Annotated in this window: 20 protein-coding genes; 9 read left to right on the forward strand and 11 right to left on the reverse strand. The window is 67.8% G+C overall.

The features are described from left to right. Window positions 1-148 precede the first annotated feature (148 nt). The 7 genes from ACFVMC_RS28460 to ACFVMC_RS28490 are packed head-to-tail and all read left to right on the forward strand — an operon-like array spanning window position 149 to window position 11,505. Entirely contained in the window at window positions 149-1,996 is a 1,848-nt protein-coding gene (locus ACFVMC_RS28460) for a hypothetical protein (protein WP_379215268.1), read from the forward strand. Beyond that, window positions 1,993-2,547: a nucleotide exchange factor GrpE gene (locus ACFVMC_RS28465; protein WP_379215270.1), complete on the forward strand. Its 555-nt coding sequence runs from the start codon at window positions 1,993-1,995 to the stop codon at window positions 2,545-2,547. Before ACFVMC_RS28460 ends, ACFVMC_RS28465 begins: the two co-directional genes overlap by 4 nt. A gap of 26 nt (window positions 2,548-2,573) precedes the next feature. Beyond that, window positions 2,574-4,160: an Hsp70 family protein gene (locus ACFVMC_RS28470; protein WP_379215271.1), complete on the forward strand. Its 1,587-nt coding sequence runs from the start codon at window positions 2,574-2,576 to the stop codon at window positions 4,158-4,160. A 13-nt stretch (window positions 4,161-4,173) separates the two neighbouring features. After that, window positions 4,174-6,819 (forward strand): hypothetical protein, encoded by a 2,646-nt coding sequence (locus ACFVMC_RS28475; protein WP_379215273.1) that lies wholly within the window; start codon window positions 4,174-4,176, stop codon window positions 6,817-6,819. Beyond that, a complete protein-coding gene (locus ACFVMC_RS28480) occupies window positions 6,816-7,964 on the forward strand; it encodes a hypothetical protein (RefSeq protein WP_379215275.1) in 1,149 nt (382 codons plus the stop codon). The genes ACFVMC_RS28475 and ACFVMC_RS28480 overlap by 4 nt, the downstream gene beginning before the upstream one ends. Window positions 7,965-7,970: 6 nt before the next feature. Then, window positions 7,971-9,707 carry a hypothetical protein gene (locus ACFVMC_RS28485; protein WP_379215277.1) on the forward strand — a complete coding sequence of 579 codons (1,737 nt, stop codon included), beginning with the start codon at window positions 7,971-7,973 and terminating at the stop codon, window positions 9,705-9,707. Further along, window positions 9,697-11,505 carry a hypothetical protein gene (locus ACFVMC_RS28490; protein WP_379215278.1) on the forward strand — a complete coding sequence of 603 codons (1,809 nt, stop codon included), beginning with the start codon at window positions 9,697-9,699 and terminating at the stop codon, window positions 11,503-11,505. Before ACFVMC_RS28485 ends, ACFVMC_RS28490 begins: the two co-directional genes overlap by 11 nt. Before the next feature lie 12 nt (window positions 11,506-11,517). Here the strand turns inward: ACFVMC_RS28490 and ACFVMC_RS28495 are convergent, their stop codons facing one another. The 6 genes from ACFVMC_RS28495 to ACFVMC_RS28520 are packed head-to-tail and all read right to left on the reverse strand — an operon-like array spanning window position 11,518 to window position 17,399. Beyond that, window positions 11,518-11,889, reverse strand: coding sequence for a hypothetical protein (locus ACFVMC_RS28495; protein WP_379215280.1), 372 nt, complete (start codon window positions 11,887-11,889; stop codon window positions 11,518-11,520). 2 nt (window positions 11,890-11,891) lie between these two features. Continuing rightward, window positions 11,892-12,152 carry a hypothetical protein gene (locus ACFVMC_RS28500; RefSeq protein WP_379215282.1) on the reverse strand — a complete coding sequence of 87 codons (261 nt, stop codon included), beginning with the start codon at window positions 12,150-12,152 and terminating at the stop codon, window positions 11,892-11,894. 9 nt (window positions 12,153-12,161) lie between these two features. Next, window positions 12,162-12,683, reverse strand: a complete 522-nt coding sequence (locus tag ACFVMC_RS28505) for a hypothetical protein (RefSeq protein ID WP_379215284.1) — start codon at window positions 12,681-12,683, stop codon at window positions 12,162-12,164. Beyond that, window positions 12,683-15,430, reverse strand: coding sequence for an FtsK/SpoIIIE domain-containing protein (locus ACFVMC_RS28510; RefSeq protein WP_379215286.1), 2,748 nt, complete (start codon window positions 15,428-15,430; stop codon window positions 12,683-12,685). The genes ACFVMC_RS28505 and ACFVMC_RS28510 overlap by 1 nt, the downstream gene beginning before the upstream one ends. Beyond that, window positions 15,427-15,894 carry a nucleotide exchange factor GrpE gene (grpE, locus tag ACFVMC_RS28515; protein ID WP_379215288.1) on the reverse strand — a complete coding sequence of 156 codons (468 nt, stop codon included), beginning with the start codon at window positions 15,892-15,894 and terminating at the stop codon, window positions 15,427-15,429. Before grpE ends, ACFVMC_RS28510 begins: the two co-directional genes overlap by 4 nt. After that, window positions 15,891-17,399 carry an Hsp70 family protein gene (locus ACFVMC_RS28520; RefSeq protein ID WP_379215290.1) on the reverse strand — a complete coding sequence of 503 codons (1,509 nt, stop codon included), beginning with the start codon at window positions 17,397-17,399 and terminating at the stop codon, window positions 15,891-15,893. The genes grpE and ACFVMC_RS28520 overlap by 4 nt, the downstream gene beginning before the upstream one ends. 94 nt (window positions 17,400-17,493) lie before the next feature. Between ACFVMC_RS28520 and ACFVMC_RS28525 the strand changes: the two genes are divergently transcribed. Both ACFVMC_RS28525 and ACFVMC_RS28530 read left to right on the forward strand, forming a co-directional pair. After that, window positions 17,494-18,153, forward strand: a complete 660-nt coding sequence (locus ACFVMC_RS28525) for a DUF4190 domain-containing protein (RefSeq protein WP_379215292.1) — start codon at window positions 17,494-17,496, stop codon at window positions 18,151-18,153. Window positions 18,154-18,237: 84 nt separating this feature from the next. After that, complete coding sequence (locus tag ACFVMC_RS28530) at window positions 18,238-21,624, forward strand: WD40 repeat domain-containing protein (protein WP_379215294.1); 3,387 nt, start codon at window positions 18,238-18,240, stop codon at window positions 21,622-21,624. Here the strand turns inward: ACFVMC_RS28530 and ACFVMC_RS28535 are convergent, their stop codons facing one another. The 5 genes from ACFVMC_RS28535 to ACFVMC_RS28555 all read right to left on the reverse strand — a co-directional run bounded on the left by ACFVMC_RS28535 (window position 21,625) and on the right by ACFVMC_RS28555 (window position 26,082). Next, window positions 21,625-22,770 (reverse strand): alpha/beta hydrolase family protein, encoded by a 1,146-nt coding sequence (locus ACFVMC_RS28535; RefSeq protein ID WP_379215296.1) that lies wholly within the window; start codon window positions 22,768-22,770, stop codon window positions 21,625-21,627. Between the two features lie 17 nt (window positions 22,771-22,787). Beyond that, window positions 22,788-23,438 (reverse strand): hypothetical protein, encoded by a 651-nt coding sequence (locus ACFVMC_RS28540; protein WP_379215298.1) that lies wholly within the window; start codon window positions 23,436-23,438, stop codon window positions 22,788-22,790. Beyond that, window positions 23,435-24,148: a hypothetical protein gene (locus ACFVMC_RS28545; RefSeq protein ID WP_379215300.1), complete on the reverse strand. Its 714-nt coding sequence runs from the start codon at window positions 24,146-24,148 to the stop codon at window positions 23,435-23,437. Before ACFVMC_RS28545 ends, ACFVMC_RS28540 begins: the two co-directional genes overlap by 4 nt. A 184-nt stretch (window positions 24,149-24,332) precedes the next feature. Next, a complete protein-coding gene (locus ACFVMC_RS28550; RefSeq protein ID WP_379215302.1) occupies window positions 24,333-24,974 on the reverse strand; it encodes a hypothetical protein in 642 nt (213 codons plus the stop codon). Between the two features lie 139 nt (window positions 24,975-25,113). Then, window positions 25,114-26,082 carry a helix-turn-helix domain-containing protein gene (locus ACFVMC_RS28555; protein ID WP_379215304.1) on the reverse strand — a complete coding sequence of 323 codons (969 nt, stop codon included), beginning with the start codon at window positions 26,080-26,082 and terminating at the stop codon, window positions 25,114-25,116. Window positions 26,083-26,219: the final 137 nt, after the last annotated feature.

Here is a 26,219-nt window from a genome sequence, read left to right on the forward strand (position 1 = left end):
CTGTGCAACGCGGACACGCGCTGCATCGGCCCGACTACTCAGATGCGAGTGGTGGTGCGTTCGGTTCGTCCCACCGCCGCGAACCGACCCCCGCGCCGATCGCATCTGTGTGGTGAACGAAAGGTCCACGCAGAGAACCGGGTAGCGATTGAACAGCATGTTGGCCGAGCGGCTCTTCGTCGCTCGGGAGCGTTGGGGGTGGGAGTTCCGGGAGCCGGTCGAACAGGCTTCCGGCACCGACCTGATGCCGGAGTTCGTGGAGCCGGAACCGGTGTCCGCCGAGGTCATGGTCGAGCGTACGCAGCGGCGGTCGCAGTCGGTGCGGGGATTGTGGACCCGGCTGAAGATCAGCGGTGTCGTGCTGGTGGTGGTTCTCGTCGTGCTCAGCGGTGACGAGACCAATGACCTCGATCCGGACGGGACCTACTTCTTCCTCACGCTGCTGGTCGTGATCGGTTTCAGCTTCGGGCCGGTGGTGCTGTCCTCGGCCGCGGTGCGTAGCGGACAGCCGACGGTGCGCCGGCGACGTGCGCAGCGCCGGCATCGGGCGGCGCTGCGTGCCTGGGAACAGCGGCAGGCGCACCGCCGGGAGCTGTCCGCCGAGCAGGCCGGTTCGCGGTGGCAGCCGGTGGATCTGCGGTCGGGGGCGACGCGAATCGACGTGTTCGGCGGCTCCGGCCACGGGTGGGCAAGTCTGCTCACGACTTTCGGCGCCTCGGCGCTGCGGTCCGGCAGCGCCGTGGTGATACTCGACTTCACCGACGAGGACGTCGCCAACGCCCTGGGCCGGTGCACGGTGCAGGTGGGACATCGCGCGGTCAAGCTCGACTTCCCCGCCGACCTCGAGATCGGGGGACTGCTCGACGGACTCTCGCCCGATGACGTCGCCGAGATCCTGGCCGCGTCGATCCGGCCCGTCCAGTCCCCTTCCGAGCAGGAGGACCTCCGCGCTCTGGATGCCGAATTACTGGAACTGGCCGCGGCACAGCTGCAAACGACGATCACCCTGGAACGCCTGTCCCAGGCATTGAGTGTGCTGCGCCGCACCTACCGATCGGCGGGCAGCACCGCGTTGTCCGAGGACGAGACGCGGCGCTTGGTCGAGGTCGCCGACGCCACCGGAGAGTCGGATCGCAATCTGCAGTTCCTCGCCTCGGAGCTGGGCCACCTCGCGCGTGCGGCCGCCCGCGCCGAATCGGGCCCGGCACCGCACCGGCCGACGCCGCGGACCTGGTGGGACGAGCCAGGATTGGTGGTCGCCACCTGCAGCAGCCCGCACGCGCGGCGTCGCCGCACCATGCAGCGGGTGCTGTTCGAACGGGCACTGCACGAACTGAGCGGGCGGTCCGGCCGGGCGCGCGACCGGGTTCTCGTCGTCGCGGGCGCCGATTGCATCGGGCGCGAACGGCTCACGGAAATGGCATTGCAGGCTCGCCGTGGCGGCACCCGATTGGTCTTCGTCATGGAGCGACTGCACGGGGATCTGCGCGAGCTGATCGGTACCGCGCACAGCGCGGCGATCCTGATGCAACTGGGGCACGACCAGGATGCGGCGGCAGCGGCGGAATTCATCGGCCGCGACCACAAATTCACCCTCAGCCAGCTCACCGTCGAGTTCGGCAAGCAGGTCAACTGGTCGGAGTCGGACGGCGTCAACAAGGGCTACGGCGATTCCGGCACCAAGGGCGGCTCCCGGCAATGGAACGAATTCATCGATACGCAGAAATCGCGATCGGTGACGGACTCCCGCAATATCGCATGGAGCCGCACCACCACGGTGGGCGGCGGCACCAGCGAAGGCCGCGGCGAGGTGACCGCGCGCGAATACGAGTTCATCGTCGAGCCCACCCGTTTCCAGGCGTTGCCCCCGACGGCGTTCTGCCTGGTCGAACCGGCCGGTGAGCAACGGCGGATCGTATTCGGCGATTGCAATCCCGGACTCGTTCTGCACGACCGCATTTCCCGTGAACTCGACAGTCCAGCGAGGACCAGATGACATCCGACGCGATCGAGCAATCGGCCGAGCCGCACGCAGTCGCCGACGCGGCTCCCGAGACCGACCTCGTGCACGCGCTGTGCGAGCTCACCGCGCAGGTGCGCCGGGAACACGATCGGGCCCGTGCCCGGGAAGTCGTGATCGACCGGCTGCATCAGGAGAACCAGGCACTGCGCCGCGACCAGATCGATTCGATGCTGGTCCCGGTGCGCAACGGGCTGTTTCGACTGCACGATGCGCTGTGCCGCGAGGTGGGCCGCTGGGCACCGGGAACTCCGCCCCCGGTCGAAGCGGTGCGCGATCTGTTCGACGCCTTCGCCGATGACGTGCGTGAACTGATCGAACGCACGGGCGTGCAGCCCTACGACGTGGCGCCGGGGCAGCGTTTCGATCCGGTCCGGCACCGCGTCGGACGCCGGATGGACGTCGATGATCCGGAATCGGACGCGTGCGTGCTGGAGGTGACGGCGGTCGGATTCGAACGCGGTGACCGCGTCGTGCGGCCCGCGCAAGTCGTGGTCGGTCGATTCGTCGCCGATCGAGAACAGTAAACGCCCTCTAGCGAACGGGAATTCACATGGCAGTGTTCGGAATCGACCTCGGCACGACCTATTCGTGCATCGCCTATATGGATGACGTCGGCCGCCCAGCGATCGTGCGCCTGTCGGAGGGGCGCGACATCCTGCCGTCGGTCGTCTATTTCGAATCGGCCGAGGACATCACGGTCGGCGCCGCGGCCAAGGAGTCGGCGTTGATTCAGCCCGACCTGGTCGTCGGTCTCATCAAGCGGGAGATGGGAAACGAGTACAAGACGCCGGAGATCCATGGCCGGCGGTACTCCCCGGAGGAGGTTTCGGCCTACATCCTGCGCAAGCTCGCGGCGGAGGCCGAGCAGTTCTCCGGGCACGAAGTCCGTGACGTCGTCATCACCGTCCCCGCGTATTTCGGTGCGGCCGAACGCGAGTCGACGCGGCGCGCGGGCGAGATCGCCGGACTGAATGTCATCGATATCGTCAGCGAGCCCGTCGCGGCCGCGGTCGACTACGGTGTCGTCAGCGGTGGCACCGATGCCGACATCCTCGTCTACGACCTCGGCGGCGGCACGTTCGACACCACGGTGATCAGTATTCGTGGCGGCGACATCCAGGTGGTGTGCACCGACGGCGACCACGATCTCGGTGGCGCGGACTGGGACCGCAGGCTTGTCGAGTACTTCGCCGAAGAGTTCCGGGCGGGTCAACCCGATGCCTCCGACCCGCTCGAGAGCAGCGAGGTCGAGCAGGATCTGCTGAAACTGGCCGAGGAGGCGAAGCAGATGCTGTCCTCGAAGAAGGAGTTGACGCGCAAGATCCTGCACGACGGCCGCCGGGTCGACGTCACGCTCACCAGGCAGGGCTTCGAGGATCTGACCCGCGACCTGCTGGACCGCACCATTGACATCACCAAACGCACCGTCGAAGAGGCGGCGCGGCGGGGTGTCTCGTCGTTCGACAAGGTCCTGTTGGTCGGTGGATCCACCCGCATGCCGGCCGTTCTCACGCGGCTCACCGAACAGTTCGGCTTCGACGTCAAAGTCCATGACCCCGATCTCGCCGTGGCGAAGGGGGCCACCCGCTACGCCTTCGAGGAGTCGTTCCGGCACGCGGTCATCAGCGGCGACACCGAGAAGGCGAAACAACTGGCGGCGGAGGCGGGTTTGTCCGCGGCCGACGAACAGGTGATCGCGCAACGCCAGATCCAGACGGTCGCCTCACGGAGCTTCGGCATGGAGGCAACCGACAAGACGACCCGGATCAAACGTGTCCATCACCTCATCCACGGCAACGATGTGCTGCCGACCGAGGCGACCCAGCCGTTCTACACCCTGGAAGACGGCCAGACCAGGATCCGGGTCCGGGTGCACGAGCAGGCCGGGGCGCGCGAATCCGACAAGCTCGAGAACAACGCCTGCATCGGTGAGGGTGATGTCGCCATACCGCCGGGCAAACTCGCGGGCTGGCCGATCGACGTCACCTTCGGGCTGGCGAAGAACGGCACCCTCGATGTCGTCGCGATCGAGCGGGAAACAGGCGCCCGGCTCGATCTCACCATCGATGTCGGCGGGATGACCGAGGACGAGGTCGAGCAGGCACGGCAATCGGTGTCCGCGGCGGCGGTCAGCTAGACGAGGCACCGCCGTGGATTTCGACGAAAAGCGCTACGTGGAGGAAGTGCTCACGCCCGCGCGGCGGGCGGGCAATCTTCTGCCCGCACTCGAGCAGCGGTATCAGATCGGGGATCTCTCGGGACGACGGATCGCCGAGCGGGCCGACGAGGTGCGGGCCGCGTGGCGACGGGCCAGGAAGAAGGCCCAGTACGCGGTCCTCGTCGATCGTATGATGGCCGAACACGCCGATCTGGAGGCGATTTTCGCCGCGGCGCGGGCGGGCGACGATTCGGCGATCAAGGCCGCGATCCGCGCGGAACGCGAAGAGCTGAGTTCCCGGTCGCGCGGCTTCGGTGAGGCGGTCACGGCGGTCGCACGAGTGACCGGACGGGTGGCGCCGGCGATTGTCGAACAGCTGGCGCGACAGCACGGGCTCGTGCGCGAGTCCGCCTTCGCTACGGCCGGCGCGCTGCCGGATGTTCGGATCGGTGAGCCCGACCTACTGCCTGCCGTGCCGCCGATCCGAACCTTCGGGACCTACAGTGACGCGCTGCGTGTCCTCGATCATCGCCATACCGTCGACTTCGTCTTCGAGGAGCGGCATCAGGCGATTTCGGTCTTCGACCGGTTCGCGGTGGGGCGGCGCGCCGGGCTCCGGATCGATGATGCCCAGCTCGAGCGGGTGCGCCGAGCCTGGGAGGAACGCCCACGCGATCATCGGTCGACGCACGCGGACACCGTTCGAGTCGCTTTGCATGGTGTGGTCGCCGAAGGACACGACGCGATCCTGAAGCTGCTCCAGTACGAGATCGCCGAATATGTGCGGGACCGGCGCCGTAGCCGGACACCGGAGGATCGGCTGCTCGAATACCTCGTCGGCGACCTCGGTATCGATCGCGCCGACGGCAAGCGTGTCGTGTTCGCGGTGATGCACGAGGACCTGGCGGTGGGGGCGAGTCCCCTGTTCGCGCAGTTGCAGGATCTCATGGCCGCGGGCGAGGTCTACGCGGCGGCGCAGCTGGTCGCCAACTCCGCGCCGGTGCCCCCCGACGCGCAGACCATCGCGACACTGGCTCGTGAGCGCGTCGCGCAGGCCGAAGAATTGTGTGCGCGAATCGAACCCGGCCGCGCCGATCCGGTGACGGTCGATCTGCACTGGGGTCTGTGGAAGCAAGCGCAGGACCTCGCCGCGGACCTGCCGGCGCTGCCCCGGCTCGCCCGGCTCTTGGCACCGGCGCCGGTGACGGATGTGGTTGCGGCGCAGGCAAGTAACGGTGTCGTGGTGACGTGGCGGGGATCGCGGTCGCAGGCCGGGGAGATCTCCTATCGCGTGCTGGTGGGGCGAGATCGCGCGCCGAGCACCGAGCTCGAGGCGGAACGGACAGTGGGCGAGACCGGCACTCGATCCGTGCTCGACGGCGCACCGCCGGTGAACTCGGCGCTGCATTACGCGGTGCTCGCAGAGCGGGACGGCATCGCGTCCACGCTGGCGGTCGCCTCGCCGATCGTGCTGCGGCCCGAACCGGACGGTATCGGGTTGCAGACCCACGACCTGACGGTATCGGGACGCTGGACCATCGCACCCGAAGCCGACCGGGTTGTGGTTCGGCGCCGGGAGGTCGGCAGAGACGACACCGGAGTCGAGATTCCCTGTCAGCGGGACGGATTCCTCGACCGGGGCGTGCGCAACGGAATCGCCTACCGCTACCACATTTCCGCGGTCTATCTGGACGGTGACGGCGCGGAGACCCGCACCGCGGGGACGTTCCACACGGTCCAGCCGTCCAGCCCGCCCGAGCCGGTGCGCGAACTCGACTTCGATGTCGACAACGGCCGGCTCGACCTGAGCTACACCCAGCCGGCGGAGGGGGTCGTCCAATTCTTCGGTTTCGAGTCGGGTGTGCCGTGGCCGTTCGGCGCCGGTGTTCCGATCGCCGAATTGACCGCCGCGGGACGCCGATTGCCTGGACGCGCGGGATCGCGCGGGATGACCCTCGAGCTGCCGGACCGCGCGCTGCGTGTGGTCGCGGTGAGCATCGGCGGGGAGTCGGCGGTGATCGGCGCCGATATCGAGTACCTGCCGTTGGCCCCGCTGCGCGGGCTGCGTGCCGGCGGTGCCGGCGATCAGGTCACGGTCAGCTGGCATTGGCCCGAGGAACTGGCCTCGGCCTCGGTCGAATGGTGGAACGGGGACCAGCGCCGGCTGATCACCGCGAGCAGGGCGCAGTACGAGCGTGACGGTGCCATCCGATTCGACGTCGACCGGAGCCGGGCGACCGTGGTCGCGGTGCGCCCGATCGCGCGGCTGGGCGGTATCGACCGGGTCGGTGCACCGCAGCGCGCCACTGTTCCCGCCATATCCCGGGTGTCCTACACCCTTACCGCCCAGGGGCTGCCCTGGCGGCGCGAGCTGGTTCTCGAACTGCGGTCGGCGACCAGCGTGTCCGGTGTCCGGTTCATCCTCGGGCAGCGGGCGGGCACGGTCATGCCGGTGCTGGTCGAGCAATGCGCCCGGGTGCTCGAGCTGGTCGTCGATATCGCCCCGGACGCGCCGGTGCGCCGGGTGCTCTCGTTGCCCGCCGGACCGAAACCGTTCTGGCTGCGCGGATTCGTCGAAGGTGACGCTGTCGAACTGGCCGACCCGCCAGTGGATCAACTTCGGAGGGGCCGACGGTGAGACCCAAACGCAGTGTCGCCGCGCGGGCCGCACTGACCTGCCCGTACTGTTTCGGCTCCGCGTCGCTGGAGGAGGTGAAGTTCCGGTGTCGCGGCCAGGTGGCCGGTCAGCGTGGGTGTGCGGACGTGCCGGATAGGGCGTTCGCGACGTTCAAGCGGCTACCCGCACCGGAGTTGATGGCGCCGGTGTTCGCGGCGGACGGCCGGAATTCGCTCGCGATCTGCCCGGAGTGCAGGCTCGAATCCGCGCACCGGGTATGCCCGCACTGCCACAGCAGATTGCCGGGGCAGTATGTGGACACACCGGCCCGGATCGTCGCACTGATCGGAGCCAAGGAGTCGGGGAAGAGTACCTACATCGCGACACTGATCCACGAACTCAAGAATCGGGTCGGCAAGGAATTCGGTTTGTCGCTCGCCGAGTGCGATGACACGACCCGGCGGCGCTATCGCGAGGAATTCTTCGATCCGCTGTTCGGTGCGCGAACAATGGTCAAGAGCACCCAGTCCACGGCGGTGGGCCTCAATCATCCGCTGCTGTACACCATCACCGGCGGCCGTGAGCGTCGGCGCTGGGGGCGCAACCCCGCCGTGACGATGGTGTTGTTCGACAATGCCGGGGAGGATTTCACCAGCGAGGATGCCGTCGCTCGCAATCTCGCCTACCTGGGCGCCGCCGACGCGGTGATCTTCCTGGTCGATCCGAGCACGCTGCGGGATGAAGCCGGGTTGGACGTGATCGCACGGGTAACCGAGCATCTGCGTGCCCACCATCGGGTGAAAAGCGGTGCGCTGCTGCCTGTTCCGATCGCACTCGCCCTATCCAAGGCGGACACCTTGCGTTCGGACCTGCCCCGCAACTCGCGTCTGCTGGAGCCCCGGCCGGCCTCAGGCATCCTCGACGGCGCCGACCGCAACGCGGTGCACGAGGAGATTCGCGCGCTACTGGATATCTGGCAGGCCCGGCAACTGGATCTGTTCATCTCACACAACTATCGACGGTACGGATTGTTCGGCCTCTCGGCCCTGGGCAACGCCCCGATCGATCAGACGGTCGACCCGGTCGGCGTGCAGCCGCATCGCGTTGAGGATCCCGTGCTGTGGCTGCTGCACGAATTCGGCATGCTGCCCGCGACGAAGGGGTGAACGAGGATGGTCAAGCAACTTCAGTTCTCCTCGGTGGAACGCGGGCTCTCCGGCCATTCGGGGTTCCAATACGTCGCGGCGAGCCCGGCGGTATCGGACGAAGAGAAGCGACTTGTGCTGCCGCACATGACCTATCGGCCGCCACCGGAGCTGGCGGCCCGGCCCGACGCCGCGGACCTCGCCGGATTTCCGGTCGCTCTGGGCTACCTGTCCGGCGGCCCGCGTCGCACCATCACCCAGACCCGATATCTGGGCAGGGACTATTCGGGGCGGTACGGGAATTTCCTCGCGCACGCGCTGATCATCGACGGTGACGAACTCGAGGGCATTCGCCCGATCGAACTCTGGCGCTCGCCGATATGGCCGCAATCCGTCGCCGAGAACGCGGTGTTGCCGGAGCTGGCAGAGATCATGCCGAACCCGGACCTGAGCCCCGACGTGATCGCGCAGCACCTCGATGCGCGCGGACCCGACGCCTACACGCTCTTGGGCTCGCTGCTCGACGCGGTCCAGGACAGCCTGGCTCGCAATGTCGGTCGAATTCTGCTCACCGCCGTCGACACGGACGAGATCGCGTTGTGGATCGCGGCACTGTTCTATTCGCTGCCCGCGACGAGCACGGACGAACTGAGCTTCCTCAGTTACTCGGCGGACCCGGATGCCGCGCAGTATCGCCTGGTGGGCACCACGCCGGGCATCTGGGCTACTGCGCGCCCCCGGGGCCGCGTCTTCCATCTCGATATGTCCGATGTCGCGGAGATCGATTCCACGGCGTGCAGCCCGTTCGCGACCGCCGTGGTCCGGGCGTGGCGGGAGCGAGATCTCGAGGCCATCGACACGCTGATCGAGATGTCGGAGGCGGGGGCCGAGGTCGAGGTCGAGGTGGGGTCCGCCGCACAGCGCGCGGCGGCCCGCCATGATCCACGCTGTCGCCTCGACGCCGTCGATCAGGCAGTGCGGCGCTACCACAGCGGTGAACTGTCCGGCCGGGACCTGGCGGCGAGCGTGGCCCGGCTGTGGGACGGCAATCCGCCGAGCGCACGCGAGAGCCTCGATGTGCTCGAAGTCCTCGACCGCGATATCGCATACCAGCCGGACGTATTCGCCATGCTGGGCCAGGCGCTCGCATCGGGCCTGGCCGACGCGCGCGCGAGCGCGCAATTGGCGCGGGCGGTCCTCGATCTGTCGCGCACCGCGGCGGTCGGCGAGCGGGACCGCTGGTCCGATCAGGCCATCCACTGCGACGCCGAGTTCGTGCTCGCCGTCTGGGAGGTCTGCGAGGCATTCGACGCCGACCTCGATCCCGGGGCCGCGATCGAGTCGGTGTACCAGCTCAGGCGGCACGCTTCCCCGCTGCTGAGGCAGCACGCCGACCGTGCCCTGGCGGGTCTACTCCGTTCCTACGATTCGGCGTTCCTGGCCCAGCTGCTGGCCGAGATGGCCCCGGGGTTTCGATGCGATATCGCCGAGGTGTGGATCGAATCGACCAACCTGCACGTGGATCCGCATTTCTTGGCGGAGACGATTCTGCGCTTCTACCGACTCGGGCAGACCGAGGGACAGTTCGAATACCACCTGCGGAATCTGTTCGGTACCCGGTCGGCGAAGCACCGATGTGAACGCTATCTCGGTCAGCGTGACCCTGGATTCGTTACGGAATTCAACGATCTGCTGCGTGGTCGCCGCGCGCACAACGCCGCCGAGCCGGGGCATTTTCTAAGGAAGTTCACTCGTGAAAGATGACCGATGGATCGTGTGGCTGCTGATCGCGGGGTTCGGCGTCTGCGTCGCGGTCATGTTCTTCATGCTGCAGATCGCGTTGGTTCCGATCATCGGGTGCGTGGCACTGATCGGTTTCGCCGGCGTGACGATCCTGCACTATGTGAACGAGACCCGGATCGTGCTGGGCGACCGGACCAAAGCCGGAACGGAATTGCCGCCCTATCGTCGGCGTGCGGACAAGGACTCCGGTGAACCCGCTTACCTCGCCTATCCGATCAGACAGCTGTGGCAGGACCTGGCGCGAATCGGCGGCAGCGCGTGGGAAGAGACCAGGCTCGCGGCCCGAGCGGGCTTCGATCGGCTCGACCTCGGTGTGGTGCCGGTGCTCGTCCTGCTGCCGGCCTTGGTCGCGATCGTGGCCGGCAGCGTCGCCGGAATCATGTCCGCGTATCTGTTGATCGCGGTCTTCCTGACGCTGCTGCTGATGGTGGGCGGGTCGGTGTGGCTGGTGGCCTGGAGCGCGGTGAGCGCGATGGAATCCCTCGTCATGGTGTGGCGGGGGATTCGCCAATCGTGTCCCTACGCGGGCTGCTATCGAGCGATCGCGCTGCCCGCCTACGATTGTGCGGGCTGTCAGCAGGTGCATCGACGGTTGCTACCCAATCGGTTCGGCTTGCTGCGCCACGATTGTCGTTGTGGCACTTCGCTGACCACGACAGTCCTCTTCGGGCGGCACCGGGGCGCCGCGGCGGCGGTCTGCCCGCACTGCGACCGTCGACTGCCCCGGCGCATCGGCCGGGTGCCGATTGTCGCCATCCCGGTCGTGGGCGGCACGGCCGCGGGCAAGAGCACGTTGATCTGCCTGTCGGTGGATTCGCTGCGGCACACGCTCGACAGCGCCGGCGCCCGCATGACCTTCGGTGAACAAGCACAGCAGTCGGCGTTCGAAGCGGCACGAGCGGCACTGCGCGACGGGGGATCGGTGCTGAAGACCGTGCAGCGCATGCCGGACGGCCTGATGGTCGACATCGACTCCGGCGGTCGCTCGGACCGCATTCTCTACGTCTTCGATCCGGCGGGCGAGTCCTATGTCGACGCTGCCGGGGTCGAAGCGCAGGGCTACCTGGAGCACGCCGAGGGACTTCTGATCGTGGTCGACCCGCTCGCGTTGGACGGGGTGGCACGCGTGCTGACACCGATGGAACGTGAGCAGATCAGCCACGCTGTCGGCGGCCCGCAGGGCATGCCCGAGGTGGGATTGCCCGATGTCATCGTCGGACGTCTGCTCGATGCGCTGCGCTCGCGCTCCCGGCTGCCGAGGCTGCGGCGTATCGCCGTGGTGGTGAGCAAGGCCGATGCGCTGATCGATCATGCGGTGGGACAGGACCTGCGGACGGGGGAGTCCGTGCGCAGCTGGCTGGAACAGGTCGGCTGGGGAAACAACGTTCGTTTGCTCGAACAGAGCGCGACGGAGGTCAGGTACTACCGATCCGGGCTCGATCCGGGCAACTCGGCCGGTGCCGATCCGCTGCTGTGGCTGGGCCAGGTACGGCCCGCAACCGCGGCCCCGGTGTCGATGCCGCCCGCGAGCGCGGCAGTCAGCGGCCTGCCGCGGGGCTACAGGCACGGCCGAAAGGCGTTGTATGTCATGAGTATCGCCGCGGCGGTGTGCGCCGCGGTGCTTGTTCTCGTGGGTGGAGTCGTTGGTGGCCTGAACGGAGGACTGATCGCTACCCGGGCGGTCTGGGGGACGGTCGAACAGAACAGAGCAACCGACGCTCCCGACCTGTGCGATGCGAGCGTCGATCCGGAGTGCTGAGCGGACAGGTGCTCACGCCTGCCGTTGCGCGTCTCGGGCGCGCGCGGCGGCCTCGTCCACGGGGTCCGGCGCGAGCAGGCTCTCCGTGAACGCGGACTCGCCGGCCGTGGCGACCCATCGCATGCCCAGCCGGTGGGCCTGCTCCAACTGCGGTGCGGCCCGGACACATTGGCGGGCCGCCTGCTCGAGCAGGCTCGCGGTCCGTGCGGCGGCCGCCGCGGGCACGTAATCGGGCGAGTCGATGTCGGCGCGCGCCGCCAGACTGCGTGCCGAATGGGCGAGCAGGTCGAGCCGTCGCGCGATCGAACGCAACCGGTCGGCCGACTCCAGGCCCGCGCGCAGGCATTCGGTCAGCTCATCGGTGATCCGCTTCAGCTCGGACATGGTCAGAGGTTGTCGCCGAAGGACCGCGCGGCATTGCCCGCCTGCTGCAATGTCGCCGCGGCGCTCTTGGTCGTGCTCGAGGCCGATTGCAGGATTTCGATGATCTTCTTGTCCTCCCGTTTGGAGGCCCCGGAAATCAGCCGCTCCACTTCGCTGATCTGCTTGGAGAACTTTGCCTCGAACGCCGCGATCTCCGCACTGACCTTCTTGGCGTCGGCGGCGAGGCGGTGCAATTCGGACCGGAGATTCTGCAATTGAGCCATGATTTTCCTTTACAAGGCGAGGAGGACGAGAAGAGTAAGGAGCAATACCGCGGCGATGACGCCCGCCGCGACCAACGGCCACGGAAGTTCCGACCGTTGCGGGACCTGGGGCACCGGTGGTGGTTCGACCGGCGCGGGCGCGACCGGCGCGGGTACGACGATCTGCCGGCGTTCTTTCCGGCGACGCGCTTCGGCAAGGCATTTGGTCGCGTGCCGCAAATGCTCGGTCAGCAGATCGCAGATCTGGACGACCTCGGCGATCGTCTTCGGTTCGGGCAGGGTGATGGTCGGCGGTGGTGTGCTGCGGTCGCCGACAACCTGCGAGTCGGCGCTGCGGGCCAGGGCGGCCAGCTCGCGCAGCCGTTGATCGAGCCGCTCACGCTTCTCGATGCTCGCCCGTAACAGCTTGTCCGCGTTCTGGATACGTTTGGTTCTGGTGTCGGTGATCGCCCGCCGCTGACCGGCGGTCATGTTCGGTGCGTCGGCCAGCGCGCGCAAAGCCTCGGCATAGTGATTCCATGGATCGGTCATCACACGCTCCGCACGATGGCCGAGGCTTCGGTCGGGGTCGGAGCGACGAAGGTGACCACAGCGCGGGGCTCGTCGGCCATGCCGTCGTTCAACAGCCCGCGAAACGGCCGCGGTGCCCACACGGTGCCGGATCCGCAGATCTCGCGGATGCCGTCGAGCGGGTGCCTCAAGAACAGATGCGCACCGACACCGTGGTTGTATCCGAGTTGGTCGACACAGGATTTCAAACGGTTCCACCAGCCGAGCAGGAACACACCGACCGTCGCGCCCTCGGTGACCACTGTCTGCAGGGCATCTCGGGCGGTGCCGCCGATCCCCGCGTCGAGCCGGACGGCTCGGTGTAAGCCGAAGGCGAGCAGGTGGATGGGCGGTTCGGTGCCATCACGCGACGCGATGCGTTCCGCCAGGTCGATCAGGGTCGCGGAGACCTCGGCTCGTCCGACGATGTCGACATCCGCGCCCAGGTTGCGCATCGTGCGCAGCAGGGTGTCGCGTGCCCGCGAGATCTGCGGGTCAGCGGGCAGCAGATCCAGGAACAGAAAGCGGTCGCCCGCACCGCGCGCCGAGATCGCAAGGGAGACAGCGGCACCCGACAACACGCCGAGCGCGGTCGCCGCGTCGTCTCCGAGGATCACCAGTCCCGCACCCGGTTCCGGCCGGAGCTCGAACGCGACGGGGGTCTCCTCGACGCTCACCGGGAGCCCCAGCCACAGGCGCCGGCTCTCCTCGCCGGTACGCAGCGTGTCATGATGCCGGCGGACGGTGTCCAGTAGCGCCGCCGGATCCTCCTGGGAGAAGATCCGCGGCGGGGGAGTCGGCGCGGTTCGCCACAGCTCCAGGCGCAGGTCGGCGAGTTCGGACTTGTCGGCATGCGCGATCAGGACTTCCTTGTTCGCGTCGACGGCGCCCAGGCTGTCGTTGACGATCGCCTGGCCCCGGAATCGCAAACCGGCAGCCGCGGTGTTGCGCGGGGACAACAGTTCCTGCGAGTCGTTCTCGCTGGTGCGCAACACGATTCGGTAGGGGACCTGATTGAAGATCGCGTCGCGTTTGACCGCGAGCCGTTGGATTCCCTGCAGCGTCTGGGTCGCCAGAACCAGGTGGATGCCGTACGCCCGCCCCTGCCGGACCAGCTTCTCCAGGAGTTCGGTGGCTTCCACGGCGATCTCGTCGTCCTCGCTCAGCAGCGTCTGGAATTCGTCCAGGACGAGCAGGATTCGCGGCGGTCGCCGTTCGACGTCCGGTGCCAGGCTCGCGATATCGGTGATGTTCCCGAGTTCGCGGAACAGCGTGCTGCGCACCTCGAGCTGTTGTGTGACGTGGCGCAGCACCGCGAGCCCGAATTCGCGGTCGGCGAAGACACCGAGCACCCGGGCGTGGGGCAGCCAGTAGTTGCGGTCCGGCCCGGGGCCGAGCACCGAGAACTCCAGTCCCTGTTTGAAATCCAGCAGGTACATCTCCAGGTCCCGCGGTGCGTACGCGGCGGCCAGACCGTGGATCAGAGTCAGCAGCAGGTTCGACTTACCCTGGCCGACCGCACCGCCGATGAGCACGTTCGGCAGGGGCGGATTGGAACTGCGGAGGCGGAGTCCGGTCGGTTCGCCCTTCTCGTCGAGGCCGATATGGACGTGCAGTTCGTCTTCGACGCGAGCCAGCCTCCGGGCCGGAGGCACCAGCACCTCGGAGAGCGACACCGAGTCCAGGGCGGCCCCGGCCGCTGCCGTCGCGACCGCCGCCGCGACCGCCGCGCATTCCCGCGCACCCGGCGCGTTCTCGTGCTCGATCCGCACCGACGGCAGAACGGTGCTGGCCCATCCGGTGCCCGACCCGGTGATACCGGACAGCTGGTCGGTCACCTCGGCGGGGACGACATCGGGTGCGGGCACCACCTCGGTGTTGTGCTGCACGAGCACGAAGACCCCCCGTCCGGCCGCGGAGGTGACGACGCGTTTCACCTCCTGCTGTAGGCGGGCGTCGATACCGGCTGGATAGTCGAGCAGGACCAGCACCCGGAAGCTCTCGGTGAGACGACGATTCTCGCGCTGCATCTGTTCGAAGGACTGATAGCCGAACTGATTGAGCCGGTCCGCTCGCCGGGAGATGGTGGCGACCAGATCCTTGATGTGGGTTTCGAGTTCGGCGGTGGAGGTCATGGTCGGCGGCAGGATCTCGGCGGCTCGGTCGTCCTCGCGCAGACCGCCGAACGCACCGAGCGTTCCGGAGAGGTTCGGGTCGAAGCAGCTGATCTGGAGCCGGCCGGGTTGGGCCGAGCTGATCAGACGCAAGACGACGCCGCGGAGGAAATCCGCGGTACGGGCCGGGTCGCCGCTGACCGACCAGCCGCGGGCCGACAGCAGCGGCAGTGCTACCGGGACACCCCGCCAGCTACCGGCGCGCAGGTGGGTCGGCAGCCCGATGCCCACGAGGTCGGGTGACCTCCATTGCGCGGAATCGAACGGCATCCCCGCACCACCCGGGCACAGCTGGTCGAACATGCGGGTGGCGAGCGTCTCAGCCGCTCGAACCGCCTGTGCCGACGCCGCGTCGAGCTTCTGGGCGGCCAGCTGTGCGGCCGAGTTCGCCGCGGCGGCTTCGGTATCTCGTTGCCGCTGCGCGGTGGCGACGATCTCGGCGCCGACCCGCGCGGCTGCCGTGCGGAATCGGCCGGTCGCCGCGTTCAGCGCGCGGACGCGCCCCTGCCAGCCGGCGATGTCGTCGAGATCGATCCGGTCGAGCGGGCTGTTCATTGCCCGGCGTCCTGTGTGCTGATGACCACCGATGCGGGCCGGAATACCCAGCCGTCATGGCTGAACCCTCGCCGCCGGACAGCGAGCACGCTGTGCTGAGGGGCCTCGGACTCCTGAACTGCCACCGCCTCATGCAGGCTCGGGTCGAAGACGCCGTCGGTCGGAACCTCGCGGACGCCGTATCGCGCCAGGGCCTCGAGTAGTTCGTCCCGGACCGAATCGATGAATCCCGCGTCGCTGCCCGCGTAGTCGTCGAGCCGGCCGATCAGGAGCGCGAGATCGGAGACGAGTGGCTGAAGATACTGACGGAACGGTCCGAGCTCGGCTTGTTTGGTACGTGCGAACAGGTCGTCGATGAGCGCGCGCTTGTCGGTGTCCTCGCGTAGCCGCCGGACGAAAAGGTCACGCAGGTAGCCGATTTCACGAACCAGGCCGTCGACTGCTGTCTCGTCGTGCTGTGTCACTGGATCTCCAATGCCTGCATCGCCGCCCGCATGGCGTCGACCTGCGCGTCTCCGAGATTCAGCGGACGGTCCAGCGGTATCTCGCCGAGGGTGTGGCCGCTGGTCTCGTCGATGATCTCCAGGTGGACCATGCCGTCGATGTCATAGGACATGATGTGGCGCAACGGGGCGCCCCTGGGTAATCCCGGCGGGAGCGGAATCAGCTTCTGGGTCAAGATCGTCACGTAGTCGGGATCGCTGCCTTCCCCTTCGGTGATCTCGGTCTTGACCGTCTCCTGGTTCGGCACGGTCGTTCCGAAGACGGCCTCCTCGGCGCAGGGAATGGTGGAATTGCGGGGAATGATGACGGTGTTGACCAACTGACCGTCGTCGATGACCAGCGTGCCAAGCGATTGGGACGTGACATCGGAGATGGTCAGCGGCACATCCAGTTTCGGCGGAAGTCCGGTATCCACCGCGGCGAGCTGATCGGCGAGAATCGCGGCGCCCAGCGCGACCGCTTCGTCGGGATTGATTCCGGTCTCCGGGGACTTGCCGGAGAGCCGTCGCAGCAACTCGGGGATCATCGGCATCCGGGTCGACCCGCCGACCAGGAGAATGTGGTCGATCTCGGCCCAGCCGACCCCGGCGTCGGCGAGCACCCCTTCGACGATCACCTCGACCTTGTCCAGCAGCGGTTTGGTCAGCTGCTCGAACTCGGTGCGGGTGATCGCGATCCGGTGTGTACGGCCCTTGCCGCTGACGATCACCTGCGTCTTCGCCACCGAAGTCAATGTGCGCTTGGCGATTTCGGCGCGCTCGCGCAAATCCGCCACGGCGACCTCGTCCTCGGTCAGATCCGGACCGCCGTCGGCCTGAACCATACGGTTGATATGCGCCATCAGCTCGTTGTCGAAGTCGTAGCCGCCGAGGTTGCGGTCGCCGTCGGTCGCCTTGACGTCGAAATCGGTTCCGTCGGCCCGCAACAGCGTGACATCGAATGTGCCGCCGCCCAGGTCGAAGACGAACAGCAGACCGTCCCGGCGCTTGGTCACGCCGTAGGCGATGGCCGCCGCGGTCGGCTCGTTGACCAGCTGGAGCACGTTCAGACCGGCGATCGTGGCGGCGTCCTGGGTCGCTTTGCGACGTGCGTCGTCGAAATAGGCGGGCACCGTGATGACCGCGTCGGTGACCGGTTCGCCCAAACGGCTCGCGACCCCCGCGGCGAGCCGTTTGAGGATTGCCGCCGAGATCTGCTCCGGCGTGTACTCCGCGCCGGTCGGATCGATGAACCGCCAATTCGGGTTGCCCATCTCGCGTTTCACGAACTGCACACAACTCGTCGGCATCAGAGCCGCGCTGCGCTTGGCCATCTCACCGACCAGGACATCGTCGGGTGCGCCGATCAGCACCACCGACGGCGTCAGCTGATCGCCGTCCTGGTTCTCGATGAGCGTGGGGTTACCCGCCTGCACCAATGCCGCTGCCGAGTAGGTGGTCCCGAGATCGATGCCGATCGCTTGCATGAAGTGTCCTCGCCGGGTCTGAAAGGTGGTCGAACGTTAGATGCGGTTCGGCGGGTAATCGGTTCGAACCGATTCCGAGCCCGATGGCTTCTCTGTGAGTGACACCAGAACGCTGTTGACCGACGGCCGACTGCTGCGACAACGAAAGGGAACGTCGTTGGACGACTTCTACGATCTGCTCGGTGTGTCACCGTCGGCGTCCGAAGACCTGCTCAGGTCGGAGATCGCTCAGGCGCAGCGAATGTGGATGAAACGCACCGGGCTGCCGGATCTGGAGCGCCGACAGGAAGCCGAGCGAAACGTCCAGCGGCTGGCCGACGCGAAAGCCGTGCTGCTGGATCCGGGGAAACGATCCGAGTACGACCAGCGGCTCGCGGACGCGCAACGGCCGCCGGCATCCACCACGGCCGTCGCGCCGGTGCAGAGTTTCGCACCGGTGCCGCCGCCCGCCCCCGCTCCGGCCTGGCAGCCCGCGCCCCCCGCCTATCAGCCCCCACCGCAATTCGCGGCGCCCGCGCCGATGCCGGCCAACACGATGGTGACGCCCGCGCTGATTCTGTCCTGCGTCGGCCTGGTCCTGTGCCCGATCGGGATGTTCTCGATCGCGGGTCTGGTGCTGGGCGTGCTCGCCCGAAACCAGATCGCGCGCACCGGCGCGGAGGGGCAGGGCAAGGCGATACTGGCGATCGTGCTCGGTGGCGTCGGCCTGGTCGGGTTCGCGCTGGTCACGTTGAGCCGGACGCTGTACATCTGAGGGTGGTCCCGATCGAGTAGGCCGACCACCGTCATGCCGCGAATCCGCCGCGTAGCATCGACGGCTACCGAACCAGGGGGGACGATGACGACGGTCCGAGCCGGTCAGCCCGACGATGTTCTGCTCGATGAGTTGACCGGGGCGGAACAGGGCTGGTTGCGAATGTGCCGGGCGGCGGTGGCCGACGGTCCGGTGGCGGCTCGTGGGCTGCTGGCGCCGCGACCCGAGACCGCGGTGCTGGCCCGAGCCTCGCTGGCACGATGGAAGGACCTCGACAGCGAGGATGATCTGCTGGCGGAGGAAGCCGAGACTCTCGATCAGGACGATCTGCCCATCACCGCGGATCTCTCGGCGGCGCGGGCATTCGCCGAACTCGCCTGCGCGCTCAGCGCGGTGACGTCGGCCGGTGCGGCCGCGACCGCTTTTCTCGACCACGCCGAACGAGCGGGCCTGTGCTCCATGGGCACTCAGCTGTTGCCGGCGGGTGTCCCGCTGACGAGCGAACCCGGCGCCCTCGGTGCGCTGGTACTGCACCTGCTCGGGCGTGGTGATCGAGCCGCACGCGGATTCGCCATCCTCGCCGCACTCGAGCTCGCGGGGCGGCGACCGGACACGGTGCGTACCACCGAGATCAGTGTGCTGTTCGTCGACGCCTACGACGTCGGGCAGGTCGGTCTGCTGCGGTTGACCCAGGTCGACGGCGGGCCGTCCGGTCTGCATCCGGATCCCGCCCGGATGGGCTTCCTGCAAGCCGATGCCGCGTTCACCGCCAGTCTCGGCAAGGCATGGCAGATCAGCAGGCTCGCGGCGAGCGATGCCTGCGTGCTCTGGTCCGTGACCGCGGATCGTGGCGCGCCGGCCAACGATGTCAACGGCGAATCTCTAGGCGCCGCACTGGCGGTCGCCCTGGACGATCTGGCGCCGCGCTATCGGTGGTTGCGCCAGCTGCGACCACGTCGTCTCGACCCACACTGCGCGGTCACGGCCGGACTGGACGGCAGCAAACTCACCAAGGTGGGCGGCTACGCCGGGAAACTGCAGGCCGCCCAAAGACATTCGCTGCGTGTCGTGGTCGCCGCCGCGGGCAGCGACGACGCCGTCCGGACCGCGCCGCATCACTACACCGGAATCGAATCCGCCCGCACCGTCGACGAGGCCATCGCGCGGACCCGCACGCGGCGAAATCTGACCTTGTGGACCTCGATCCCGGCCGCGGTGCTGGCACTGGTGCTGATCGTCGGTGCCGCCACCGCCGTGATCCAGCAGCGCATCGAGAATTCGGTGGTTCGCGCCGAACTGAGCTCGCGGCTCTATGCCAATGTCGCCCAGCAGACGATCGCCACCGATCCCGCTCTGGCCCAGCAGTTGGCGCTGGCCGCGTACCGGACGCGGTCGACGCCCGAGGCGCGTGCCGCGCTGATCGACAGCACCGGCGCCAACGCGCCGCTGCGCGTGACGCCGCGCTACGGCGACAATCGCGATCTCGTCTTCGTCTCCGACGCCCCGCGCCTGGCGACCACGCATTACGGTGACCTCGTCGTCGTCGGTGAGCAGGACGGTTCGATCGCGCTGACCCGGATCACCGACACCGGTATGGTCCGTTGGCCGCGTTTCGATGCCGGCAGCGGCGCCATCACCGGTCTGGCGCTCAGTGCCGACGAGCGAATGATCGTCGTGGCCGGCGCCGACCGCACCACCCTGTGGGATGTCTCCGATCGCGAACATCCGCGCCAGGCGGGCACGCTCGATACCGGTCTGGGCCAGTCCTGGTCGGCCGCGTTCAGTCCCGATCGGCGCTACGTGGCGGTCGGTCGCCAGCGGATGGTGGGGGCGAACGAGGCCACCGCCAGGCCGGAGGGGATTCTCACCGTCTGGGAGCTCGGCCCGGATCGTCCGGTGCCGGTGTTGCACCGCACCTTCGTCGACGCCACTCAGCTCAGCGTCACGTTCAACGAATCCACCCTGGTAGCAACCGTTCCCACGTTTCCGATGTGGACCGCGCGCTGGCTCACCAAGGTGATCGCCTGGCGCACCGCCGATTTCGCCGCCGGTACGCCGGTGTACGAGGAAGTCCTCGCCGGGAACGACGATCAGGAGGCCCGGTCGGCCGAATTCAGCGCGGACGGCCGGATCCTGACCATCGGGATGAACCCGGGGCAGGTACTCCGTCGTGACTTCACCGATCCCGCGGCGCCCCAGCCCCTTCCACCACTGATCGATACCGAGAACCAGTACTTCGACCTCGCACCGGATCCGGCCGCGCAGCGGGTCATCGCGGTCGGTGGCGACTCCACGGCTCGTGTGCTGGATCCGGAATCAGGCGAGACGATGGCTACCTTCCCCGCGCAGTGGGTCGTGCGGGCACGGTTCCTGCGGGGCGGCCGGTCGGTGGTTACCGGCAGCCTCGACCACGGTGTGCATGTGTTCGATATGGCCGGCGCACCGCTCGAGACCGGGGCGCTCACGACCTACCGGCTGCCCTATGACCAGGCCGACGCACCCGTTGCGGCGCAACCGGCGACGCTCTTCCCTGCGCTGCGGGCGCTCTCGCATACTCCGCTCGATCCCGGCGAAGATACCCGGCACGGTGACCCGCCGGGTATCCCCGACCGTGTCGTGGTCTCCCCGGACGGTACCCGCGCCGCCCGAATCGGCCCGGGCTCACTACAGATCTGGGACATCACCGACCCCGGGCGGCCTCGCCAGATCGGTCTTCTGGACGGCATGGACGTGGACCCCGAAGGGGTCGTGTTCGCCCCGGACGGCGCACTCGCGGTCCAGCACTGGATGCGCAATGCCGTGGAGCTGTGGGATGTGGCGGCCGCTCCACGGTTACGGACGCGGATTCCGGTGGATGTGCCGAGTGCGGGGACCCTGGCCCTGAGTCCCGATGGGCGCCACTTCGTGGTCGGCAGCTATATCAACGGCCGGGTCGCCGCCTACGATCTGCACGCTCCCGATCCCTCGGTGCCGATCGCCGAGGTGGCCCTGGCCCGCTTCGGGGGATATCTGATGGCGTTGGCGCTGAGCGGCGACCGCCTGGCGGTGTCGAGCCTGGGTGGAGTCGAACTCTACGACATCGGCACGCCGGGAAAACCCCGCCGGATCGATCTGCCCAGCGGTGGCGACAATATCGCCGCCACACTGGCATTCGATGCCACCGGCACCCGGCTCGCCGCTCCCGGCTCGCTCGACGTGATCCGAATCTGGGATCTCGCCGACCCCGATCGTCCGCGGCTCTTTGCCGACCTGCACCGCGGAGTGACGCACTGGAAGAAGACCCAGATCGCGTTTGTCGGCGGTGGCCGGATACTTGCCGAGTCCGCCACCGATGGCACGCTGCGACAGTGGCGGCTGGACACCGACGGCATCGCGCGCGACATCTGCGCCAGCGGAACCGCGCCGATCACCTCCCAGGAATGGGCGCGCATCCTGCCGGGCCGGCCGTTCGTGCCGACCTGCCCGACCTGATCAAGACCGCACCCGGGCCAGGAAGCCGACGTAGGCGATGTTCATCTCGGCACTGATCACGCAGTGCAGATCATGGCCGACGACCACCTCGACGTCAGTCTGATGCGCGGTGAGATCGGCGGCCAGCAGCGCGTGCAGCGGGGCCGGTACCACGGTGTCGCGGGTATTGATCATGAGCAGGATCGGCGCGGTGTAGCCGCTGGTGGGTACCTCCGTGTACTCGGTGAGGATGGCGCGCAGCGGTTCGCTGCCGAGTGGACGCGCGAACAACTCGCCCGCACCTGCGGCGCGTGCGGTTTTCTCGGCGATGGTCGTGATGCAGTCACCGGCTATGTCATCGAGCAGTATTCGCCCGCGAGTGGTCAGATAGCTGTCGACCTCGCTGTCCGGACGGGCCGCGCGTAGGCCCGCCAGGAAGGTCATGACGAACCCCGCGCCGAGTTCCAGGTCCGGCACGATCGGGATGCCCGGCCCGAGCAGCGGCAGGACGTGTTCGAGGCCGGACGCGGGATCCACTGCCACCGAACCGCGGTATTCGAGTTCGGGGACCCGGCTCCGGGTCTGGTGCCCGGCCGCCAGCGCGACCTGACCGCCCTGCGAGGTGCCGAGGGCGAACCAGCGCGGGGATAGATCGTCGCGCAGGCTGTGCACCGCGCGCAGGAAGTCCGTCGTCGCGGTGACCTCGGTGTCGATGTGCAGGTAAGGGTGCGGTCCGGTGTCGAAGCGACCCAGGCCGAGGAAGTCGGGCGCGACGACGACGAATCCGTGGTCCACCAGGTAGCCGACCGAACCGTCCTCCATCCGCTCGCCCCATTCGGTGACGTATTCGGCCGGATTCGATTGCGGGCTACACCCTTTGCCGAGCCCCGCGGTGCCGTGCAGATACACCGCGACCGGCCAGCCGCCCGGCGGCGGCGCGCCGGCCGGCTCGTACATGACACCGCTGGCGGGCGCCGGTGAGCCGTCGGGCCCGGTGGTCCAGTATTCGACGATGCTGCTCGCGGCCGCACCGTGGAAACCCGCCGCCTGAGGCAACACCGCGATCACCGTTCCCGACGTCGCCGCGGCAGCCCGCGGTGCGGCGAGCAAGCCGACGACGGCGGCGGAAACCAGCGCCATCGCGACGACGATCCTCTTACCGAGCATGTCGGCCGCCTGGTCGATCAGAGCCCGGCGATGATCGCGTCGCGCAACGGATCACCGGGCTCTAGGGCCTTGGCGACGCGTCGCCACGCATTGCGCCCGGCGGTGAACGATCCCCGCACCGCGTCGGTGACCGCCGCGGCGGAGGGAGATCCCAGACTCGCGCCGCGCAGCACGGAGATCTCGAGGTCTTCGGACATGGTCACCGAGCGGGTGACCAATTGGCCGGTGAGAGCGCCGGTGTCATCGGTGTAGAGCAGCACCAGCAATTCGGCCTCGGAGCCGACCGCGACCCGGATGATATCGCCTGCCGCGGCATGGGTTCCAGAAGACCGCACCGAGATCCGCGTCTGTTCCGGCCCCTCGGGCGTGCGACTGAACTCGATGCCCAGTTCCCGTTCGATCTGCCGCTGGAGTGGACGCTCGGCGTCTCCCTCGGTGGCGGCCGCCAGCGCCGACACTGTCCAACCAGGCACCCGCAGCAGAACGGGCGCACGGTCGGGGAAGGACATCGGCTGCGCTGTGGGCAGCCCGCCCAGTAGGCGCGCCGCGATCCGCGCGCCGGCCGCGCGGGCCGCCGGATCCCTCTCGTCCTCCTCGGCCGCCAGGGCCAGCAGCACGTCCGCGTCGACCGGGAGATCGAGTCGGGCGTGGTGTTCGTCCTCGTTCACGATGCCTCCTCGGTGCTGTGGTCGTCGCCCTGTAGCGCGCGTCGCAGCAGTTCCCGCAGGTCGCGGATGCCCGCGGCGCGCAGCCGCTTGACCTTCTCCTGGCTCCAGCCGAGTTGGTCGGCGACTTCCCTGGTAGTCAGGATATCGGCATGGCCGCCATCCAGCGCCAGCACGAAGGTAGCTCGGAGCACGGCCGCGGACTCGGTGTGTCCCAGTGCGGCGAGCGCCTCGAGGATGACCGAGCGATCGACACAACGGGTTTCGCAGTCCGATTCCGCCGGTGCCCGCAGTGTCTGCACCGCGGTCTCGAAATCGACGCGAGTGCCCGGGTGCCGTTTGCGCGCCAGGCGGCGGCGCCGTTCCTCCAGCACCTGCCATTGGACCTGTTTGAGCACAACGGATTTCCAGTGGTCGATCCGGTACGTGGGTAGCGGCGAGACGAGCCGTGCGATCGCCTCCTGGGCGATATCCTCGAAATCGGACTGACCATCCGGGAATACGTGTGCCAGCAGAAAGCGCGCCTTGGTGGCCGCGTACACCGACAGCGTTTCGAGATCGGTACCGAAGATGTGTGCGACCACCTCGGTGCGCAGCCGCGGGGGTACTGCCTGCCACTCGACGCCGAGCCATCTGTCCAGCGATCCATCGTCTGCTGCCGGTCTGTGTTCGACCGAGGCGTTGTCGTACGACACGAGCGGTGTGGATCGCACAGATCTCAGCACAGCCGCTGCCGGCAGTTCTGAGCGGGGGGCCGACCCGGCCGGGTGGATCCGCCATGCCCGGCACGGCACGCAACTGTGAACCTCATCGACGACTCCTGGCTGAGATGGAAGGTGCTGTCCCATAGATGCGTTCGCCGGTGTGAACGGTTCGCGCTATGCGCCACCTCGCCGATCACCTGGACTCTGTGTGATCGCGTGCGCTGTCGAGGTATTCGCGGAGTTCGCGTATGCCGCGGGCACGTAGACGTTTGACCTTGGATCTGCTGTACCCGAGATCGTGTGCGACTTCGTCGGTGGTGCAGATATCGGCGTAGCTGCCGTCGGAGGCGAGGATGAACGTTGCCCGCAGGACGGCTGCGAGGTCGGCATCGGCTATCGCGTCGAGTGCCGCCTGGAGCAGATCGCGGTTCACCCAGTGGGATTCGTTGTCCGGGTCGGGGACGCTCTCGATGGCAGGGGCGGCGGTGTCGAAGTCGATGCGCACTCCGGGGTGGCGTTTCGCGGTGAGCCGGTGGCGGCGGCGTTGCCGGATGTGCCAGTCGACTCGGTGCAGGACGAAGGTTCGCCAATGCGTGACGCGGGCGGTGGGCAGCGTGGTGATGAGGTCGGCGACGGTGTCCTGCGCGATGTCCTCGAAATCGGTGCGGGTATCAGGATCCAGGTTCGCGAGCAGGTAGCGCGCCTTGCTCGCGGCGTAGGACGAGATGGTGGTCAGGTCGGCGCCGAAGACGTATTCGATTGTGTCCGCGCGGTGCCGGACGGGGATGTCTTTCCACTTCGCGCCGAGCCATTGATCGAGGTTGTCACCCCTCACGCGCACCCCGATTCCATACCGGTCCTGTCATGCTGGCTCCTCAACCTCGCTCGATCGGTGAGATCCAGTGTCATGAAAACTGTTCGGTAACCCGCAGTCAGGCGATGCCAGTCCTCTGACAGTGCGTGCCACCCTGCGATCAGGAGGAAGCGGCCAGCCGATACTCGCTCGGGGTCATCCCGGTTTCCAACTGGAAGGCGCGATAGAAGGTCCGCTCGGAGGCGAAGCCCGATTCGAACGCGACGAGGGCGGGCGGTATCGATTGCTCGCGGGTCAGTAGCGTTTTGGCATGACGCACCCGCAGCTTGCGGACGGTGCCGGTGTAGCTGTCACCGGCCCCCTTGAAGAGCCGGAACAAGGTGCGACGTGAGATATGGCAGGCTCGGGCGACCTCGTCGATCGAAAGGTCCGGGTCGGTGCATCGCTGCCGCAGATAGCTCATGATGTGCTCGCGGCCGAGCGCGTCCGCGCAGGTGTCGATGGGCAGCGTCCGTGCGGTCAGCGACACCGCGGATCCCATCAGATCGAGTGCGCTGGAGGCCAATATCTCGGCCTGATCGGGAGCTTCGTCGCGTACTCGGGCGAGGTCGCGGAAGAATCCCGCCACCACGCCCGCGGCGCTTGCCGCGGGGACGGTCACCGCCGTCGGCAGCTCGAGCCGGCCCATCCCGGGTTGCCGGCGCAGCAATGCGATCGGAATCTGTACCACCACCTGCTCGAATTCCTCGCCTGGATTGGTCCAGTTGTACGGCCGGGAGGTGTCATAGAAGACCATGTCTCCGTCGCTGACGTACGCCGATCGGCCGTCCTGGTTCAAGCACGCGCGTCCGCGGGTCTGGATGCTGGCCAGCAGGTATTCCTCGTCCGATCGGGCGATATGGCGTGCCGTGCGGCGAAGCTCCTGGTTGCTGCCCGCGATCGTGCTGAGGCTGAAGTCGGCCGGGCCGTTCAACGACCCGGTGGTGAGCCGCCCGTAGAAAGGTCCTTCGGGATCGGCATCGACCGCCAGCGGCACGTAGGTCCGCGCCATCAGTGCTTCCCACTCGTCGCGCGCCGCGCTACGCGCCGTCGGCGCGGAGAACCGCGACGTTGTCGGCTTTTCGGCCACCTGTCCACCCCCTCGAATGTCACCCAGCTGCCCGGTCAGGGCGCCGGCGTCCCCTGCCGCCGCGTGAGTTCCGAACGACGGAATCCGCCGGCGATGCGCATGGCCGACTCGATGTCGATGAGTGGATCTCGTGCGAT

It is taken from the genome of Nocardia sp. NPDC127579, assembly GCF_042672005.1.
Lineage (GTDB): Bacteria > Actinomycetota > Actinomycetes > Mycobacteriales > Mycobacteriaceae > Nocardia.

Excerpts from the sequence above, each read along its gene's own strand:
- ACFVMC_RS28505 (WP_379215284.1), bottom strand. The coding sequence starts at position 12,683 with ATGACCGATCCATGGAATCACTATGCCGAGGCTTTGCGCGCGCTGGCC.
- ACFVMC_RS28465 (WP_379215270.1), top strand. The coding sequence starts at position 1,993 with ATGACATCCGACGCGATCGAGCAATCGGCCGAGCCGCACGCAGTCGCC.
- ACFVMC_RS28470 (WP_379215271.1), top strand. The coding sequence starts at position 2,574 with ATGGCAGTGTTCGGAATCGACCTCGGCACGACCTATTCGTGCATCGCC.
- ACFVMC_RS28530 (WP_379215294.1), top strand. The coding sequence starts at position 18,238 with ATGACGACGGTCCGAGCCGGTCAGCCCGACGATGTTCTGCTCGATGAG.
- ACFVMC_RS28500 (WP_379215282.1), bottom strand. The coding sequence starts at position 12,152 with ATGGCTCAATTGCAGAATCTCCGGTCCGAATTGCACCGCCTCGCCGCC.
- ACFVMC_RS28535 (WP_379215296.1), bottom strand. The coding sequence starts at position 22,770 with ATGCTCGGTAAGAGGATCGTCGTCGCGATGGCGCTGGTTTCCGCCGCC.
- ACFVMC_RS28510 (WP_379215286.1), bottom strand. The coding sequence starts at position 15,430 with ATGAACAGCCCGCTCGACCGGATCGATCTCGACGACATCGCCGGCTGG.
- ACFVMC_RS28485 (WP_379215277.1), top strand. The coding sequence starts at position 7,971 with ATGGTCAAGCAACTTCAGTTCTCCTCGGTGGAACGCGGGCTCTCCGGC.
- ACFVMC_RS28495 (WP_379215280.1), bottom strand. The coding sequence starts at position 11,889 with ATGTCCGAGCTGAAGCGGATCACCGATGAGCTGACCGAATGCCTGCGC.
- ACFVMC_RS28520 (WP_379215290.1), bottom strand. The coding sequence starts at position 17,399 with ATGCAAGCGATCGGCATCGATCTCGGGACCACCTACTCGGCAGCGGCA.